The sequence below is a fragment of the Micromonospora sp. NPDC049049 genome (genome assembly GCF_040649115.1).
GTDB lineage: Bacteria > Actinomycetota > Actinomycetes > Mycobacteriales > Micromonosporaceae > Micromonospora.
Genome location: NZ_JBEZEX010000017.1, coordinates 110,050 through 124,535, shown reverse-complemented (window position 1 = coordinate 124,535; position 14,486 = coordinate 110,050). Strand labels below are relative to the sequence as shown.

Genomic DNA, 14,486 nt, shown 5'->3' with positions numbered 1-14,486 from the left:
TCTCGCGGGGCCCGGGCGGCGCTGGCCGCAGCGGGGACGAGCGCCTCCGGTACCCTTGCCGCCGGGCCGGCCCACCGCAGGGCGGACGGGCCCACGACCAGGCGTGAGCCGGGGCACGGGCGAGCGCCGGACCGGGCCGGTTGGCCGGGTCGGCGAGTCATCGGGTAACCTGACCAGGTTGCCCGGGCAGCACCTGCCGGCGACCTCATGAACGTATCAATCCCAGGAGTATCCCGTGGCTAGCGTGTGCGACGTCTGTGGCAAGGGACCGGGCTTCGGCCACAACGTGTCCCACTCGCACCGGCGGACCAACCGCCGCTGGAACCCGAACATCCAGTCGGTGCGTACCCCGGCCGGTGGCGGCAACACCAAGAAGTTGAAGGTCTGCACCTCGTGCATCAAGGCCGGCAAGGTCACCCGCGCCTGACGCGGTAGCACCCACCTTTCGTTCGGCTCAGCCGGCGGACCCCGAGGGTCCGCCGGCTCTGTCGTGTTCCCGGGCTGACGACGCCGCACACCGGCCGGGCCCGGCACACCAGCCAGTCCGGGCCCGGCGAGCAGGTCAGAGGGTACGGCCGAAGGAGACGCAGCCCTCCGCGTCCTTGTAGAAGCCGAAGTTCGGGATCCGTTCGTATCCGGCGGAGCCGTACATGGCGATCGCCTCGGGCTGCTTGTCGCCGCACTCCAGGACCACCCGCTTGCGACCCTGCTCGCGGGCGGAGCGCTCGACGGCCGCCAGCACCGCGCGGGCCACCCCCTGCCCCCGTGCCGCCGGAGCCGTGTACATCCGCTTCAGCTCCGCACTGTCCGCGCCGTGGCTGCGCCAGCCACCGCAGCCGACCGGCTCACCGGCCAGGTAGGCCACCAGGAACGCGCCGTCGGGCGGCTCGAACTCGGCCGCGTCCACCGGGGTGTCGTCGCCGGTGCCGCCGTAACGGGCACCGAGGTCGGCCAGTGCGGCATGGATCAGGTGCTGCGCCACCGGTGCGTCGAACCGCACCGCCCGGATCTCGATCTCACTCACGGTATCCAGGGTACGGCCGCGCGCGGGCCTCACCGGAAGTGGTCCCAGCCAGCCGGGCCGTCGTAGGCGACACCGTCGACCGTCACGCCGGCACCGTCGGTGACCAGACCGATCGGCCGCCAGCCCGGCGGCAACGCCACCGCCGGGGGGAAGGTCGCGGCCAGCGCGTGATCGTCGCCACCGGCGAGGATCCAGGTGTACGGGTCGACGCCGAGCGCCTGCGCCGCGTCGGCCATCTGCCGGGGCACCTCGAACCCGTCGCGGCGCACGTCGATCGCCACCCCGCTGGCCGCCGAGACGTGCCCGAGGTCGGCGAGGAGCCCGTCCGACACGTCGATCATGGAGGTGGCGCCGAGCTGGGCGGCTTGCGGGCCGGCCTGGTAGGGCACCTGCGGCCGCCGGTACGCCTCCACCAACAGCCGGGGCGTACGGAAGCCCCGGGTCAGCACTGTCAGCCCGGCTGCCGCATACCCGGTGCGCCCGGCCAGAGCGAGCACGTCCCCCGGTCGGGCGCCCGAGCGCAGCACGGGCGGACGGCCCGCCAGGTCGCCCAGCGCGGTGACCGCGACGGTCAGGGTGGGACTGGCCGACATGTCCCCGCCGACGACGCTCGCGCCGACCGTCGCGGCCTCCGCGGAGAGCCCGTCGGCCAACTCCTCCGCCCAGGCGGTGTCCAGGTCCGCCGGCATGCAGAGAGCGACCAGCAGGGCGGTCGGCGTGGCACCCATCGCCGCGATGTCCGCCAGGTTGGCGGCTGCCGCCCGGTGCCCGACGTCGCGGGCCGAGGACCAGTCCCGTCGGAAGTGCCGCCCGTCGACCAGCACGTCGGTGGAGGCCGCCACCCGGCCGTCCGGCGCGGCCACCACCGCCGCGTCGTCGCCCGGGCCGAGCAGGGTCGTCGGCCCGTACGACAGCCGGGCGGTGATTCGCCCGATCAACCCGAACTCCCCGATCCCGGACACCCCGACGCCACCGCGGGTGTTCCGCCCGTGCTGCCCGGCCCCGCCGTGCTCGCTCACCGCTGCTCCTTGACCACCGATAGGGATCAGACCTGGTCCGTAAGGTAGTTTCACCCTTCGGGCCGCTCCCGGGCGGCGACGGACGGAGGTCGAGTCGTGGTACAGGCGTACATCCTCATCCAGACCGAGGTCGGCCGCGCACGTGACGTGGCGGGTCTCATCGCGGACATCCCCGGCGTGGTACGCGTCGACGCCGTCACCGGGCCGTACGACGTGGTCGTCCTCACCGAGGCGAACACGGTCGACGAGCTCGGCAAACTCATCGTCAGCAAGGTGCAGATGGTGCCCGGCATCACCCGCACCCTCACGTGTTCGGTGGTGCGGCTGTAAGTGGACGAGATGACGACCTCCTCCTCGGCTCTGGACGACGGCGGGGCACGCGACGCGGCCGACGGGACGTCCGAGCCGGCTGACGGTAACCGCGAGTCGACCGATCCCGCCGCCGCCGCGCCGGCCGGCCGTGATCGGACCATGCGTGGCGCGGCCCTGCTGGCCACGGTGATCGCGCTGCCGATCACGCTGCTGGTGGCCGTGCTGGCCTTCAGCAAGCTCAGCCCGGACGCGCCGGCCGCAGCGCCGACGCCCTCCGCGACCACCGCCCGGGTGCAGTCCACCACCCCGGTGGAGATGGCCGCCCCGGCGCTGGCCGCCCGCCCGGCCACTGTCTGCCGGGCCCTGCTCTCGCAGCTTCCGGCGAGCATCCGCGACCTGGCCCAGCGGCCGGTCACCGCCGGCCCGGAGCAGAACGCCGCCTACGGCGACCCCGCGCTCACCGTGGCCTGCGGCGGCACCGAGCCGACCTTTCCCAGCACCGACGAGGTCTGGACGGTAAACGGGGTCTGTTGGCACCTGGCCGATCAGGCCGACGCGGCGGTCCTCTCCACCGTCGACCGGGAGACGCTGATCACGGTGCGCGTCCCGCGCTCGTACGAGCAGCCGTTGCAGTGGTTGCCGACGATTTCCAGCACGATCGTGGCGAGCGTGCCCTCCGGCGGCGCGATCCCGTCCGGCTGCCAGCGCTGAACCCGAACCGACTACGCCCGCGCCGGTCAGCCGGCGCGGGCGGGGTTCGGACGGCTCAGTGCAGGCCGACGCCGCGCCGCTGGGCGGTACGGATCAGCCTGTTGACCAGCTTCGGGTACTCCAGGCCGGAGGCCGCCCACATCCGCGGGAACATCGACGTCGGGGTGAAGCCGGGCATCGTGTTGATCTCGTTGAGGTAGACGTCCAGCTCGGGAGTGACGAAGAAGTCGGCCCGGGCGAGACCGGCGCAGTCCAGCGCGGTGAACGCGCGGACCGCGTACTCCTGCACCTGGCGGGTCACCTTCTCCGGCAGGTCGGCCGGGATGTCGTACTCGCAGGAGTCGTCGAGGTACTTCGCCTCGAAGTCGTAGAAGTCGTGGTCGGCGACGACCCGCACCTCGGCCAGCACGGACGCCTCGGGCGTGCCACCGGCCTCGCCCTCCAGCACACCGCACTCGATCTCGCGGCCGACGATCGCCGCCTCGATGATGACCTTCGGGTCGAACTGCCGGGCGGCGGCGACCGCCGCATCAAGCTCGGCCCAGTCGGTGACCTTGCTGACGCCGAACGACGAACCGGCCCGGGACGGCTTGACGAAGACCGGCAGGCCGAGCCGCTCCTTGTCCTGCTCGCTGAGCGTCATGCCGTTGCGCAGCACGGCGTACGTGCCGACCGGGATGCCCTCGACGGCACAGAGCTTCTTGGTGAACTCCTTGTCCATGGCGGCCGCGGAGGCGAACACGTTCGCCCCGACGTAGGGGATGCCGGCCATCTCCAGCATGCCCTGGATCGTGCCGTCCTCGCCGTAGGTGCCGTGCAGGACCGGGAAGACCACGTCCACGTCGGCCAGCGCCCGGGGGCCCTCGGTCGGGTCGAGCACCATCAGTCCGTTACCGGTGGGGTCGGCGCGCAGCACGATGTCGTCGCCCGAGTCGGCGGTGATCTCCGGCAGCTGACGGGCGTTGATCGCGAGCTGGGCGGGGTCTCCGTTGGTCAGCACCCACTGGCCGGCCCGGGTGATGCCCACCGGCACCACCTCGAACTCGTCCGGGTCGAGTGCGCCGAACACGCTGCCGGCGCTGACGCAGGAGATGCCGTGCTCCGGGCTGCGTCCGCCGAAGACGATCGCCACGCGGGTCTTGCCTGGGGTGGTCACTCCGGTCACCTCTTCGTACGCGACTGCGGCTGGTCGTGCTCGCCGGTGGCGCTCACCCGGTTGACCTTACTGTGCGTGGCCGCGAGGCGAGGCGATACCCGGCGAGCCACGGGACGACACGGCAAACAGTCAGGAGAGGATATACGGTGCGTAATCGGACGGTGGCAGTGTCACGGACCGCCGACCCGGGGCTTGTTCAGTCCCGGGAGTGCCGACGGCCGACCGCGATCACCTTCACCCGCTGCCGGCCGGCCCGCACCATGCCCAGCGCCATGAACGCTCCGGCGATGCGGTCGGCGGCCTCCCGGCTGCTGGCCCCGACGACCTGCCGGCGCCGTTCCGGCGCGACCCGCTCGTTGCGGTTGACGCCCTCGACGGGGCGCACGTCGGTGAGCACCACGAGGAAGCGGGTCATCGCACTCCGCCCGAGGGTACGGCGGGGGGCTCCGGGCGGGTTCGCACGTCGTCTCCTTCCGGCGGGCCGGGGGTGGAGGGGCGGCACGCGACGATCGGGTACGGGGGAGAAACCCGATCGCCGCGCGCCCCATCCCCTCCGGTCGCTCACCACCACCGTCGCCACGACAACCGGCGGTGAGGACGCCATAACAGATTGACACGTGTATAGGCGTGAATGCAACTCCCATAGACGTTCTCTCATGCAGACGTTCCCGCAAATGTATGCGACCATCGATGTATGGCCCCCAAGACCGCCCGCGCCCGCCGGCTCGGCATCGCCCTGCGCCACCACCGGGAAGCCGCCGGGCTGACGCTGGAGACCGCGGCGGACGAGATCAACAGCACCCGCAGCACCCTCTCCCGCTACGAGAACGCCCAGACCCTGATCAGCCCCGCCACCGTGCGCGCCCTGCTCACGTCGTACGGGGTCAGTGCCGAGGAGGTGGCCGCGGCGGTGCAGCTCGCCAAGGACGCCCGCAAGCCCGGCTGGTGGGTGTCGTACTCCTACCTGCTGGATCCGCGCACCATCGACTTCATCGCATTGGAGGCCGAGGCGACCGCCATCGCCAACTTCGAACCCTCGGTGGTGCCCGGCCTGTTGCAGACCGCTGACTACATCCGTGGCGTCATGCGCGGCGGGCCGCACACCCTCGGCGACGACCTGGTGGAGCAGCGGGTCAAGATCCGGCTCGACCGACAACAGCGGCTCACCGCCGACCAGCCGCCCATCCTCGACGCGATCATCGACGAGGGCGCGCTGCTACGGCCGGTCGGTGACCAGTCGGTGATGAACGGGCAATTACGGCACCTGGTCAAGATGGCCGAGTTGCCGAACATCAGCGTCCAGGTGATCCCGCTCTCCGCCGGCTACCACCGGGGCACCCGGGGTTCCCTGCACATCCTCGAGTTCGCCGACCCGGAGGACCCGATCATCGCGTCGGTGGAGACCGTCGCGGGTCAGATGATCCTCGACCGCGCCGGCGAGACGCGTACCTGCACCAAGATCATGGAGCATCTCCGAAGCGTGGCGCTCAGCCCGGCGGACAGCCGCGAGATGCTCCTGTCAGTCCTGAAGGGACGGTAGGACCGATGACCCCGATGATCACAGCGGCCTTGGCCGCGGCGCGCTGGCGCAAGAGCAGCCGCAGCGGCGACGAAGGTGCCTGCGTGGAGGTGGCCGCGATCCCGCGGCTCATTGCCGTACGCGACTCCAAGGACCCGGCCGGCCCGGCCCTGCTGTTCCCAACGGCCGCCTGGGCCGCCTTCGCCCAGGCACCACCGCAGCGTTGACCAGAGGTGCCGCCTGGGCCGCCTTCGCCCAGGCACCACCGCAGCGCTGACCAGCGGTGCCTGAGCCGGTGCGGGCCTCGGCCCGCGCCGGCTCAGGCAACCAGCGGGCGGGGCTCCGGAGTGGCGCGTAGCGCCTCCAGCGCGGCGATCGCGACGCCCCGGGCACCGGCCATGTCCCGATCCGGCACCAGGGCGAAGGTGGCCACCGCCGCCTGCTCCTCGCGGAGCACCGTATGCTCGCGGACCGTCGCCAGGAACCAGTCGCGGAACTCCGGCGCCGCCTCCACCACTCCGCCGCCGACGAAGTACGCGTGCGGGTCACTGAAGTTCGCGGCGACGGTGAACAGCCGCCCCAGCGCCATCGCCTGCTGGGTGAAGAGGTCCCGTGCGAGGGCGTCCTCGCGCTCGCCGTACCCCCGGACCAGCTTTGCCGCCCGGGCCACCGGCTCGGCGGCGAGCGGGTGGTCGGGGTACCTGGTCAGCCAGTACGGCAGCAGGTTGCGTTCGATGCCGGTCAGCGAGGCGATGCTCTCGACATCACCGGTGAAACCGCAGGCGCAGGTGGGCTCCGGCTGACCCGGGCCGAGCAACCCGCTCAGCGGGATGTGCACGTGCCCCAGCTCCCCCGCCATGCCGGCCGCACCGGCGATCACCCGACCGCTCTCGACCACACCGCCACCCAGGCCGGTGCCGACGATCGCGGACACTGACGAGCGGCTCATCGCGTCGGCGCCGAAGTAGACGTGGTGGGCGTAGAGCGCTGCCGCGTTGCCGTCGTTGTGATAGATCACCGGCAGCCCGAGCCGTCGCTCCAGCGCCCCTCGCACGTCGAAGCCTCGCCAGGCCGGCTGCGAGAAGTTGGTGGAGCCCCGCGACGAGATGACGCCGTCGGCGCTGGCCGGGCCGGGAGTGTCCAGCCCGACCGCCTGGACCAGGTCACGCGGCACGCCGGTCTGCGCCAGGGCGCCGTCCAACGCCTGGGCCAACGCCTCGATCGCCGCCTCCGGCCCGGCCCGCACCTCGCTGGGGATCTCCAACAGCCCGTCCACCAGGAAACGGCCGTCCACCGTCAGCACTGTGGCGTTGTTGCTGGTGCCGCCGTTGTCCAGCCCGACGACCACCGGCACCCCTGTGCTGCCCACCGAAACCGCCTCCCGCCGTCATGAGTGTGAGCCGAGGCTAGTGCCAACCCCTCTCCCCCGCCATGCCCGGGCGGCCCCGCCAGCCCCACCCCGACCGGAAACCGGACAGCCCGCCCGGGTCGATCAAGGAGTTATGGTGGGGGACAAATAACGCATAGCTAAATCAACCAGGCACCACAACTCCATGATCGACGCGGGCCAGGGGTCGGGGTCAGGGGTTCCGGGGGTTCGGGGGGGGCGGGGGTACGGGGTGCGGGTCAGGCGGGGCGTTGGGCGGTCAGGGCGGTGGCGTCCAGGTCCTCGTCGTGGTGGACGGTGGGGACCAGGCCCGCTTCGCCGAACGCGTCGCAGAGGGCTTCGATCTGGGTGGTGCCGGCTTCCACCACCAGGTGGCCGCCGGGGGCGAGCCAACCGGCCGCGTCGACACCTACCCGGCGCAACACGGAGAGCCCGTCCGGGCCGCCGTCGAGCGCCACCGGGGCCTCGTGCAGCCGCGCCTCCGGCGGCATCAGCGCGACCGCGTCGGTCGGCACGTACGGGGCGTTGGCGACCACCAGGTCCAGCCGACCCCGCCACCGCTCGGGCAGCGGCGCGAAGAGGTCACCCTCGTACACCTCGACGTCCAACCCGGCGACGTTGCGACGCGCACACGCCACGGCCGCCGGGTCGATGTCGGCGGCGGCCAGCCAGCGCGGCGCGAGCCGGTGCGCCAGCGCGACGGTGGTGGCCCCGGAGCCGCAGCACAGGTCGACCACGGCCGGCGCCGCGCCGGTCAACTCGGCAGCCATCTCGACCAGCAGCGCGGTCCGGGCCCGGGGCACGAAGACGCCCTCGTCGACAGCTATCCGCAGGCCACAGAACTCCGCCCAGCCGAGCAGGTACTCCAACGGTTCGCCCGCCACCCGACGGTCGGTCAGGTCGGCCAACGCCGCCGGACTGCGCGCGGCGGCCAGCAGCAACTCGGCCTCGTCCTCGGCGTAGACGCAACCGGCGGCCCGCAACCGACTCACGAGAGCGGCCCGCTCGGCGGGGGAAGGAGACGTCAAACCGGTCCGGCCACATCGAGCGCGGCGGCGATGTCCGCCACCAGGTCCGCGGTGTCCTCCGCGCCACAGGAGAGCCGGACGAAGCCGGGAGCGGTGTCGTCGCCCCACTGGGCCCGCCGGTCCGCCGTGGTGTGCAGGCCACCGAAGGAGGTCGCCGCCGCCACCAGCCGGGCGGCCTCGACGAATCGACCCACCCGGTCGGCGTCGCCCAGGTCGAACGAGAGGACCCCCGGTATCCGGCGCATCTGCGCCGAGGCCACCGGGTACGCCCTGTCGTCCGGCCGCCCCGGCCACCGCAGGCCGGTCACGTCCGACCGGTTGGCGAGCAGGTCGACGACCGCGGCGGCGTTCGCGCTCTGCCGCGCCAACCGCAGGTCGAGAGTGGCCAGTGACCGGTGGGCCAGCCAGGCGTCGAACGCGCCCGGAACCGCCCCCGTGGTGGTACGCCAGGTCGTCACCGCGTCGATCAGCTCGGTGGACCGGCTGGCCAGATAGCCCAGCAGCAGGTCGGAGTGGCCGGTGAGCGCCTTCGTCCCGGAGGCGACCACCAGGTCGGCACCGAGATCCAGCGGGCGCTGTCCGAGCGGGGTGGCGGTGGTGTTGTCCACAGCGAGCAGCGCGCCGGCGGCGTGCGCCCGCTCGGCCAGGGCCGCCACGTCGACCACGTCGAGGCCCGGGTTGGCGGGCGTCTCCACCAGCACCAGCCGGACACCCTCGAACGACGGGTACGGCCCGACGGTCGGCGCGAACAGCACCCGGACGCCGATCGCCTCCAGCACGCCGGTGGCGAACGCCCGGACCGGGAAGTATCCGTCGGTGGGAAGCACCACCGTGTCCCCCGGTCGAAGCAGGGTGAGCAGCAGGCCGGTGATGGCCGCCTGACCGGTCGCGAAGACCCGGCAGTCACCGCCCTCCAGCTCGCCCACCGCCACCTCCAACAGCCGGCGGGTCGGGTTGTCGGGGCGGCCGTAGCCGTTCGGTGACGTGCCCTGACCCTCGAACGGGTCGAGGTGGTACGGCGCGGCGAAGACCGGCCCGGGGAGGAACGGGTCCCCCGGCGCCGGCTCGGGCAGGCCAGCGCGTACGCAGCGGGTGCCGTCCCCCCACTCGCTCATCGGGTTCCTCACTCGTACGACTCGGGTTTCGCGGTGCGGCTCATCAGGGTCTCCACGGCGAGCCGCGGGTCCATCCCCTCGTGGCAGATCCGCTCGACCTGCTCGGTGATCGGCATCTCCACGCCGTGCGCCCGGGCCAGGTCGCGGATCGCCAGGCAGCTCTTCACGCCCTCGGCGGTCTGCCGGGTGGCGGTCTGGGCCTGCTCCAGCGTCTCACCCCGACCCAGATGCTCGCCGAAGGTGCGGTTGCGGGCCAGCGGGGACGAGCAGGACGCGACCAGGTCGCCCATGCCGGCGAGGCCGGCGAAGGTGATCGGGTCCGCGCCGAGCGCCACGCCCAGTCGGGCCGTCTCGGCCAGCCCACGGGTCATCAGCATGGCCCGGGTGTTGTCGCCGAAGCCCATCGCGGTGGCGATGCCGTACGACAGGGCGATCACGTTCTTGACCGCCCCGCCCAGCTCACAGCCGATCACGTCGTCGTTCGTGTAGGGGCGCAGGTACGGCGTCCGGATCGACGACTGGACGAGCGTGGCGCGGGCGCTGTTCGTCCCGGCGACCACTGTCGCGGCGGGCTGCTCGGCGGCGATCTCCGGGGCCAGGTTCGGGCCGGACACGACGACCACCCGGTCCGCGGCGACCCCGGCGGTCTCCACGATGACCTCGCTCATCCGCTTGGTGGTGCCCAGCTCGATGCCCTTCATCAGCGACACCAGGGTGGAATCCGGGTGCAGGTGCCCGGCCCATTCGGCGAGGTTGCCGCGCAGAGTCTGCGACGGCACTGCCAACACCACCACCTCGGCCCCGGTGATCGCCTCGGCGGCGTCGGCGGTGGCCGCGACACGGGCCGGGAGCAGCAGGTCGGGCAGGTACTCCGGATTACGGCGCTCGGTCCGGATGCTCTCGGCGACGGGCGCCCGGCGGGCCCACACCGTCACGTCCCGCCCCGCGTCCGCAAGAATCTTGGCGAATGCGGTGCCCCAGGAACCGGCACCGAGCACCGCAACGTGACCGCTCATGCCGCGTCGTCCCGCTGCTCGCGGCCGACGGACGGTCGGGCCGGTCGCTCCCACAGTGGCGGCGGGGTACCGCCACGGATCTCGGCGAGCATGTCCCGCAGCCGCAACATGATGGTGTCCGTCATCTCTTCGAGGGTGTCCCGGGTCGGCGGGGCGTCCGCCCACCGGCTCAGGTCGATCGGCTCCCCGGCGGCAACGGTCACCGGGATCCGGGGGCGCAGGCTGACACGGGTCGTCCGCGGGTCGAAGATCCGTTCCGGCCCCCACATCACCACCGGTACGACCGGGGCGCCGGTGGCCAGGGCCAGGCGGGCCGCACCGGTCTTGGCCTTCATCGGCCAGAGCTCCGGCTGTCGCGTGGTGGTGCCCTCAGGGTAGATCACGACCGCGCCGCCCTCGTCGAGCGCGGCGACCAGTGCGTCCAGCGAGCGGACGGCGTCCACGCTGCCCCGCTCGACCGGGATCTGCCGGCACCGGTGCAGGATCCAGCCGACCACCGGCACCCGGAACACGCTGGCCTTGCCCAGGTACTGCGGCCAGCGCCCGGAGTCGTAGATGAAGTGCGCGGACACCAACGGGTCGGCGTGGGAGATGTGGTTCGCCACGATGATCACGCCGCCGTCGCCGTGGAGATGTTCCTGACCACGCCAGGTACGCCGGGTCCAGACGGTCATCACCGGCTTCACCAGCCACACGGCGAACCGTTGCCAGAACCCCAGGCTCCGCCGTGCCACTGTGCCTCCTCGTCGCGCCCCAACCGCCGCGAAATCCCGCCCGCGACGCCCGCAGCGGAAATCATGCCTGCTCGCCCCCGGTACGGCCAGCGAGGGGCCCGCCGTACGGCTGGCAGGATTGCGGACGTGACTCAGCCGAGGTGGGCCGTGGTGGTGCCGGTGAAGCGGCTGGCCGTGGCCAAGAGCCGGCTGCGGGGCGCGCTGCCCGGCGTACCGCATGAGGAGTTGGCGCTGGCCCTGGCGGCCGACACGCTCCGCGCGGTGCTGGCCTGCCCGGCGGTCGCCGAGGCTCTGGTGGTGACCGACGACGCCCGGGTGGCGGCGGCGGCGCGGGCCGCCGGCGCGGGGGTGCTGCCGGACGAACCGGACGCCGGCCTGAACGCCGCGTTCCGGCACGGGGCGGCCACTGCCGCCGCCGGGTGGGTGGCCGGGATCACCGCGGATGTGCCGGCGCTGCGCCCGGCCGAGTTGGCCGGCGCGCTGCTCGCGGCGCAGAACGGTCGACCCGGGGTACGCCGGTTCCTGCCGGACGCGCCCGGCGGTGGCACGGTGCTGCTCACCGCGGGGCCGGGTGTGCCGCTGGATCCGCGTTTCGGGGTGGGCTCGGCGGTAGCGCACGCGGCGAGCGGGGCGCTGCCGCTCGACGGCGACTGGCCCAGCCTGCGCCGGGACGTGGACACCGCCGCGGACCTGGCCGCCGCCGCCCGGCTCGGGCTGGGGCCGCGCACTGCCGCGCTGGTGGCCGCCGGTCGCCCGGCCCGCGCCGCAGGCTGAGCCGCCCGGTGGGCCGAGCCCGCGCCACAGGCCGAACCGCCCGGTGTACGGTGCCAGCATGCAGGGCACGGTGGCCAGCTACGACGCGGCGACGCGCAGCGGTGTCCTGCTGCTCGACGACGGCACCGAGATGCGTTTTCCCGCCCGGGCCTTCGACGCCTCCGGGCTGCGGCTTCTCCGGCTCGGGCAGCGGGTCCGCATCGACACGGATCCCGACGGCGAGGTTGTCCGGGTGACATTGCCGACGATGATCTGAGCCGGCGAGCCCAAGTTCATTTTGCGTTTACCGTAATCGGGTGATTATGAGCGGGTGAGCACCCCTCGCGAGCAACCGGCCCGCCCGCCCGCCACCGACCTCCGCAACGGCTCCCGTACGCGCGGCACCGATGGGCGCTTCCGCCCGTCCCGCGCCGAACGTGCCGGTGCCGCCCGCGCCGACACGCTCGCCGACGATCCCGGAGCCGCCTCCTCCGGGCTGGACGAGGTCATCGACCCCGCCCCGAAGGTCGAAGCGGACGGCCCCGCCGCCGGTGGCGTCCACCAGGTCCTGCCCGACGACCTGCCGACCCGTGCCGCGCCTGAGGACGACGACGAGGCCGCAGCGCCCCCGCCGCTGCCCGAGGACCGGTTTCTCAACCGGGAGCTGTCCTGGCTCGACTTCAACGCCCGGGTGCTCACCCTGGCCGAGGACCAGCGCACCCCGCTGCTGGAGCGGGCCAAGTTCCTGGCCATCTTCGCCAGCAATCTCGACGAGTTCTACATGGTGCGCATCGCCGGTCTGAAGCGGCGGCTCTCCGCCGGCCTGCCGGTGCGCGGCGGAGACCGGCTGCCCCTGCGTACGCAGTTGGAGCTGATCGCCGAGCGGACCGCCGCGCTGGGCGCCCGGCATGCCGCCTGCTTCGTCGACGACGTGCTGCCCAAGCTGGCCGACGAGGGCATCCGCATCCTGCGCTGGGGCGAGCTGGGCGACGGCGAGCGGGAGCGGCTGCGCACCTACTTCCGGGAGCACATCTTTCCGGTACTGACCCCGCTCGCGGTGGACCCGGCGCACCCGTTCCCGTACATCTCGGGGCGGTCGCTGAACCTGGCGGTGGCGGTCCGTGACCCCGACGGCGGTTCGGAGCTGTTCGCCCGGGTGAAGGTGCCCAACAACGTCCCCCGTTTCGTCCGGGTGGACCGGGACCAGCCGGGCGTCCGGATGTTGCCGGTGGAGGACCTCATCTCGGTGCACCTGGGGCAGCTGTTCAGCGGCATGCAGGTGGTCGAGTGCCACCTGTTCCGGGTCACCCGCAACGCCGAGGTGGAGGTCGACGAGGACCGCGACGAGGACCTGCTCCAGGCCCTGGAGCGGGAGCTGGCCCGACGGCGGTTCGGTCCCCCGGTCCGGCTGGAGGTCGCCGCGTCCATCTCCGACCACATGTTGGAGCTGCTCGTCCGCGAGCTGGACATGGACGACCAGGACGTGCTCCGGGTGCCCGGCCTGCTGGACCTGTCCGCGCTGTGGCAGGTCTACGGCGAGGCGGACCGGCCGGACCTGAAGGACCCGCCGTTCGTGCCGGCAACCCATCCCCGGCTCGCCGAGGGCGAGGTGCCGCGCAGCGTCTTCTCCACCCTGCGCGACGGTGACATCCTGGTGCACCACCCGTACCACTCGTTCGCCACCAGCGTGCAGCGCTTCATCGAGCAGGCCGCCGCCGACCCGAACGTGCTGGCCATCAAGCAGACCCTCTACCGGACCAGCGGCGACTCCCCGATCGTCGACGCGCTCGTCGACGCGGCCGCCGCCGGCAAGCAGGTGGTGGTGCTGGTGGAGGTGAAGGCCCGCTTCGACGAGGTGGCGAACATCGGCTGGGCCCGCACGCTGGAACGCGCCGGCTGCCACGTCGTCTACGGCCTGGTCGGCTTGAAGACGCACTGCAAGACCGCGCTGGTGGTCCGGCAGGAGGGCAACCAGATCCGTCGCTACTGCCACATCGGCACCGGCAACTACCACCCGAAGACGGCCCGACTGTACGAGGACTTCGGCATGCTCACCGCCGACCCGGAGATCGGCGCCGACCTCACCGACCTGTTCAACGTGCTCACCGGGTACAGCCGGCAGACCGCGTACCGGCGGTTGCTGGTGGCCCCGCAGGGCATCCGCAGCGGCCTCATCGAGCGGATCGAGCGGGAGATGTCGCACGTCCGCCTGGGGATGCCCGGCCTGGTCCAGTTCAAGGTCAACTCCCTGGTCGACGAGGGGGTGACCGACGCGCTGTACCGCGCCTCCCAGGCCGGCGTCCACGTCGACCTGCTCATCCGGGGCATGTGCACGCTGCGCCCGGGGGTGCCGGGGCTGTCGGAGAACATCCGGGTCCGCTCGATCCTCGGCCGGTTCCTGGAACACTCCCGGGTCTTCCGGTTCGGCAACAACGGTGAGGCCGAGTTCTGGATGGGCTCGGCCGACCTCATGCACCGCAACCTGGACCGGCGGGTGGAAGCGCTGGTGCAGGTGAGCGACCCGATCGCCCGCGCCGAGTTGGACCAGGTGCTCACCGCCGCGATGAGCCCCGAAGTGGACGCGTTCGAGCTGGCCGGCGACGGGACCTGGACCCGGCGTACCGGCGATGACAACGCGGCCCGGGCCCATCTGCAGGAACTACTGCTGCGCCGCGTCGGTGGCACGGCCAGCTGACCGCGCAGCGCATAGGC

Annotated in this window: 17 protein-coding genes; 8 read left to right on the top strand and 9 right to left on the bottom strand. The window is 72.6% G+C overall.

Features of this window, described 5'->3' with window-relative positions:
* Positions 1–235 precede the first annotated feature (235 nt).
* Positions 236–427, top strand: a complete 192-nt coding sequence (rpmB, locus tag AB0B68_RS19070; RefSeq protein ID WP_011905179.1) for a 50S ribosomal protein L28 — start codon at positions 236–238, stop codon at positions 425–427.
* 135 nt (positions 428–562) lie between these two features.
* Here rpmB and AB0B68_RS19065 read toward each other — a convergent pair whose 3' ends face one another.
* Both AB0B68_RS19065 and AB0B68_RS19060 read right to left on the bottom strand, forming a co-directional pair.
* Positions 563–1,024 (bottom strand): GNAT family N-acetyltransferase, encoded by a 462-nt coding sequence (locus tag AB0B68_RS19065; protein WP_357198933.1) that lies wholly within the window; start codon positions 1,022–1,024, stop codon positions 563–565.
* Positions 1,025–1,053: 29 nt separating this feature from the next.
* Complete coding sequence (locus AB0B68_RS19060; RefSeq protein WP_357198930.1) at positions 1,054–2,043, bottom strand: thiamine-phosphate kinase; 990 nt, start codon at positions 2,041–2,043, stop codon at positions 1,054–1,056.
* 96 nt (positions 2,044–2,139) lie between these two features.
* Here AB0B68_RS19060 and AB0B68_RS19055 point away from each other — a divergent pair, with 96 nt between their 5' ends.
* Both AB0B68_RS19055 and AB0B68_RS19050 read left to right on the top strand, forming a co-directional pair.
* Positions 2,140–2,373: an Lrp/AsnC ligand binding domain-containing protein gene (locus AB0B68_RS19055; protein WP_030487446.1), complete on the top strand. Its 234-nt coding sequence runs from the start codon at positions 2,140–2,142 to the stop codon at positions 2,371–2,373.
* A 9-nt stretch (positions 2,374–2,382) separates the two neighbouring features.
* Complete coding sequence (locus AB0B68_RS19050; RefSeq protein WP_357198927.1) at positions 2,383–3,066, top strand: DUF3515 family protein; 684 nt, start codon at positions 2,383–2,385, stop codon at positions 3,064–3,066.
* A gap of 55 nt (positions 3,067–3,121) precedes the next feature.
* Here the strand turns inward: AB0B68_RS19050 and AB0B68_RS19045 are convergent, their stop codons facing one another.
* Both AB0B68_RS19045 and AB0B68_RS19040 read right to left on the bottom strand, forming a co-directional pair.
* Entirely contained in the window at positions 3,122–4,222 is a 1,101-nt protein-coding gene (locus tag AB0B68_RS19045) for a D-alanine--D-alanine ligase family protein (protein WP_357198924.1), read from the bottom strand.
* A gap of 196 nt (positions 4,223–4,418) precedes the next feature.
* Complete coding sequence (locus AB0B68_RS19040; protein WP_030335309.1) at positions 4,419–4,637, bottom strand: hypothetical protein; 219 nt, start codon at positions 4,635–4,637, stop codon at positions 4,419–4,421.
* Positions 4,638–4,916: 279 nt separating this feature from the next.
* Between AB0B68_RS19040 and AB0B68_RS19035 the strand changes: the two genes are divergently transcribed.
* Positions 4,917–5,762: a helix-turn-helix transcriptional regulator gene (locus tag AB0B68_RS19035; RefSeq protein ID WP_091393087.1), complete on the top strand. Its 846-nt coding sequence runs from the start codon at positions 4,917–4,919 to the stop codon at positions 5,760–5,762.
* Between the two features lie 5 nt (positions 5,763–5,767).
* Entirely contained in the window at positions 5,768–5,968 is a 201-nt protein-coding gene (locus AB0B68_RS19030) for a DUF397 domain-containing protein (protein ID WP_355005274.1), read from the top strand.
* Between the two features lie 92 nt (positions 5,969–6,060).
* On the opposite strand, the gene AB0B68_RS19025 is transcribed toward AB0B68_RS19030, so the two are convergent.
* From AB0B68_RS19025 to AB0B68_RS19005, 5 genes are all read right to left on the bottom strand, one after another.
* Entirely contained in the window at positions 6,061–7,110 is a 1,050-nt protein-coding gene (locus AB0B68_RS19025) for an ROK family protein (RefSeq protein ID WP_357198920.1), read from the bottom strand.
* Positions 7,111–7,367: 257 nt separating this feature from the next.
* On the bottom strand, positions 7,368–8,120 hold the full coding sequence (locus AB0B68_RS19020) for a putative protein N(5)-glutamine methyltransferase (protein WP_357261422.1): 753 nt from the start codon (positions 8,118–8,120) through the stop codon (positions 7,368–7,370).
* A gap of 32 nt (positions 8,121–8,152) precedes the next feature.
* The gene (locus tag AB0B68_RS19015) at positions 8,153–9,271 is read right to left on the bottom strand and encodes a cystathionine gamma-lyase (protein ID WP_357261419.1); all 1,119 of its coding nucleotides are present in this window, start codon (positions 9,269–9,271) and stop codon (positions 8,153–8,155) included.
* Between the two features lie 8 nt (positions 9,272–9,279).
* Positions 9,280–10,287, bottom strand: a complete 1,008-nt coding sequence (locus AB0B68_RS19010; protein WP_357198913.1) for an NAD(P)H-dependent glycerol-3-phosphate dehydrogenase — start codon at positions 10,285–10,287, stop codon at positions 9,280–9,282.
* Positions 10,284–11,021 (bottom strand): lysophospholipid acyltransferase family protein, encoded by a 738-nt coding sequence (locus tag AB0B68_RS19005; RefSeq protein ID WP_357261416.1) that lies wholly within the window; start codon positions 11,019–11,021, stop codon positions 10,284–10,286. Before AB0B68_RS19005 ends, AB0B68_RS19010 begins: the two co-directional genes overlap by 4 nt.
* A 126-nt stretch (positions 11,022–11,147) precedes the next feature.
* Here AB0B68_RS19005 and cofC point away from each other — a divergent pair, with 126 nt between their 5' ends.
* The 3 genes from cofC to AB0B68_RS18990 are packed head-to-tail and all read left to right on the top strand — an operon-like array spanning position 11,148 to position 14,469.
* Complete coding sequence (gene cofC / locus AB0B68_RS19000; protein WP_355005280.1) at positions 11,148–11,795, top strand: 2-phospho-L-lactate guanylyltransferase; 648 nt, start codon at positions 11,148–11,150, stop codon at positions 11,793–11,795.
* Between the two features lie 58 nt (positions 11,796–11,853).
* Positions 11,854–12,051 (top strand): hypothetical protein, encoded by a 198-nt coding sequence (locus AB0B68_RS18995; RefSeq protein WP_030335323.1) that lies wholly within the window; start codon positions 11,854–11,856, stop codon positions 12,049–12,051.
* Positions 12,052–12,105: 54 nt separating this feature from the next.
* Entirely contained in the window at positions 12,106–14,469 is a 2,364-nt protein-coding gene (locus AB0B68_RS18990; RefSeq protein WP_357198907.1) for an RNA degradosome polyphosphate kinase, read from the top strand.
* The last annotated feature ends 17 nt before the right edge of the window (positions 14,470–14,486 follow it).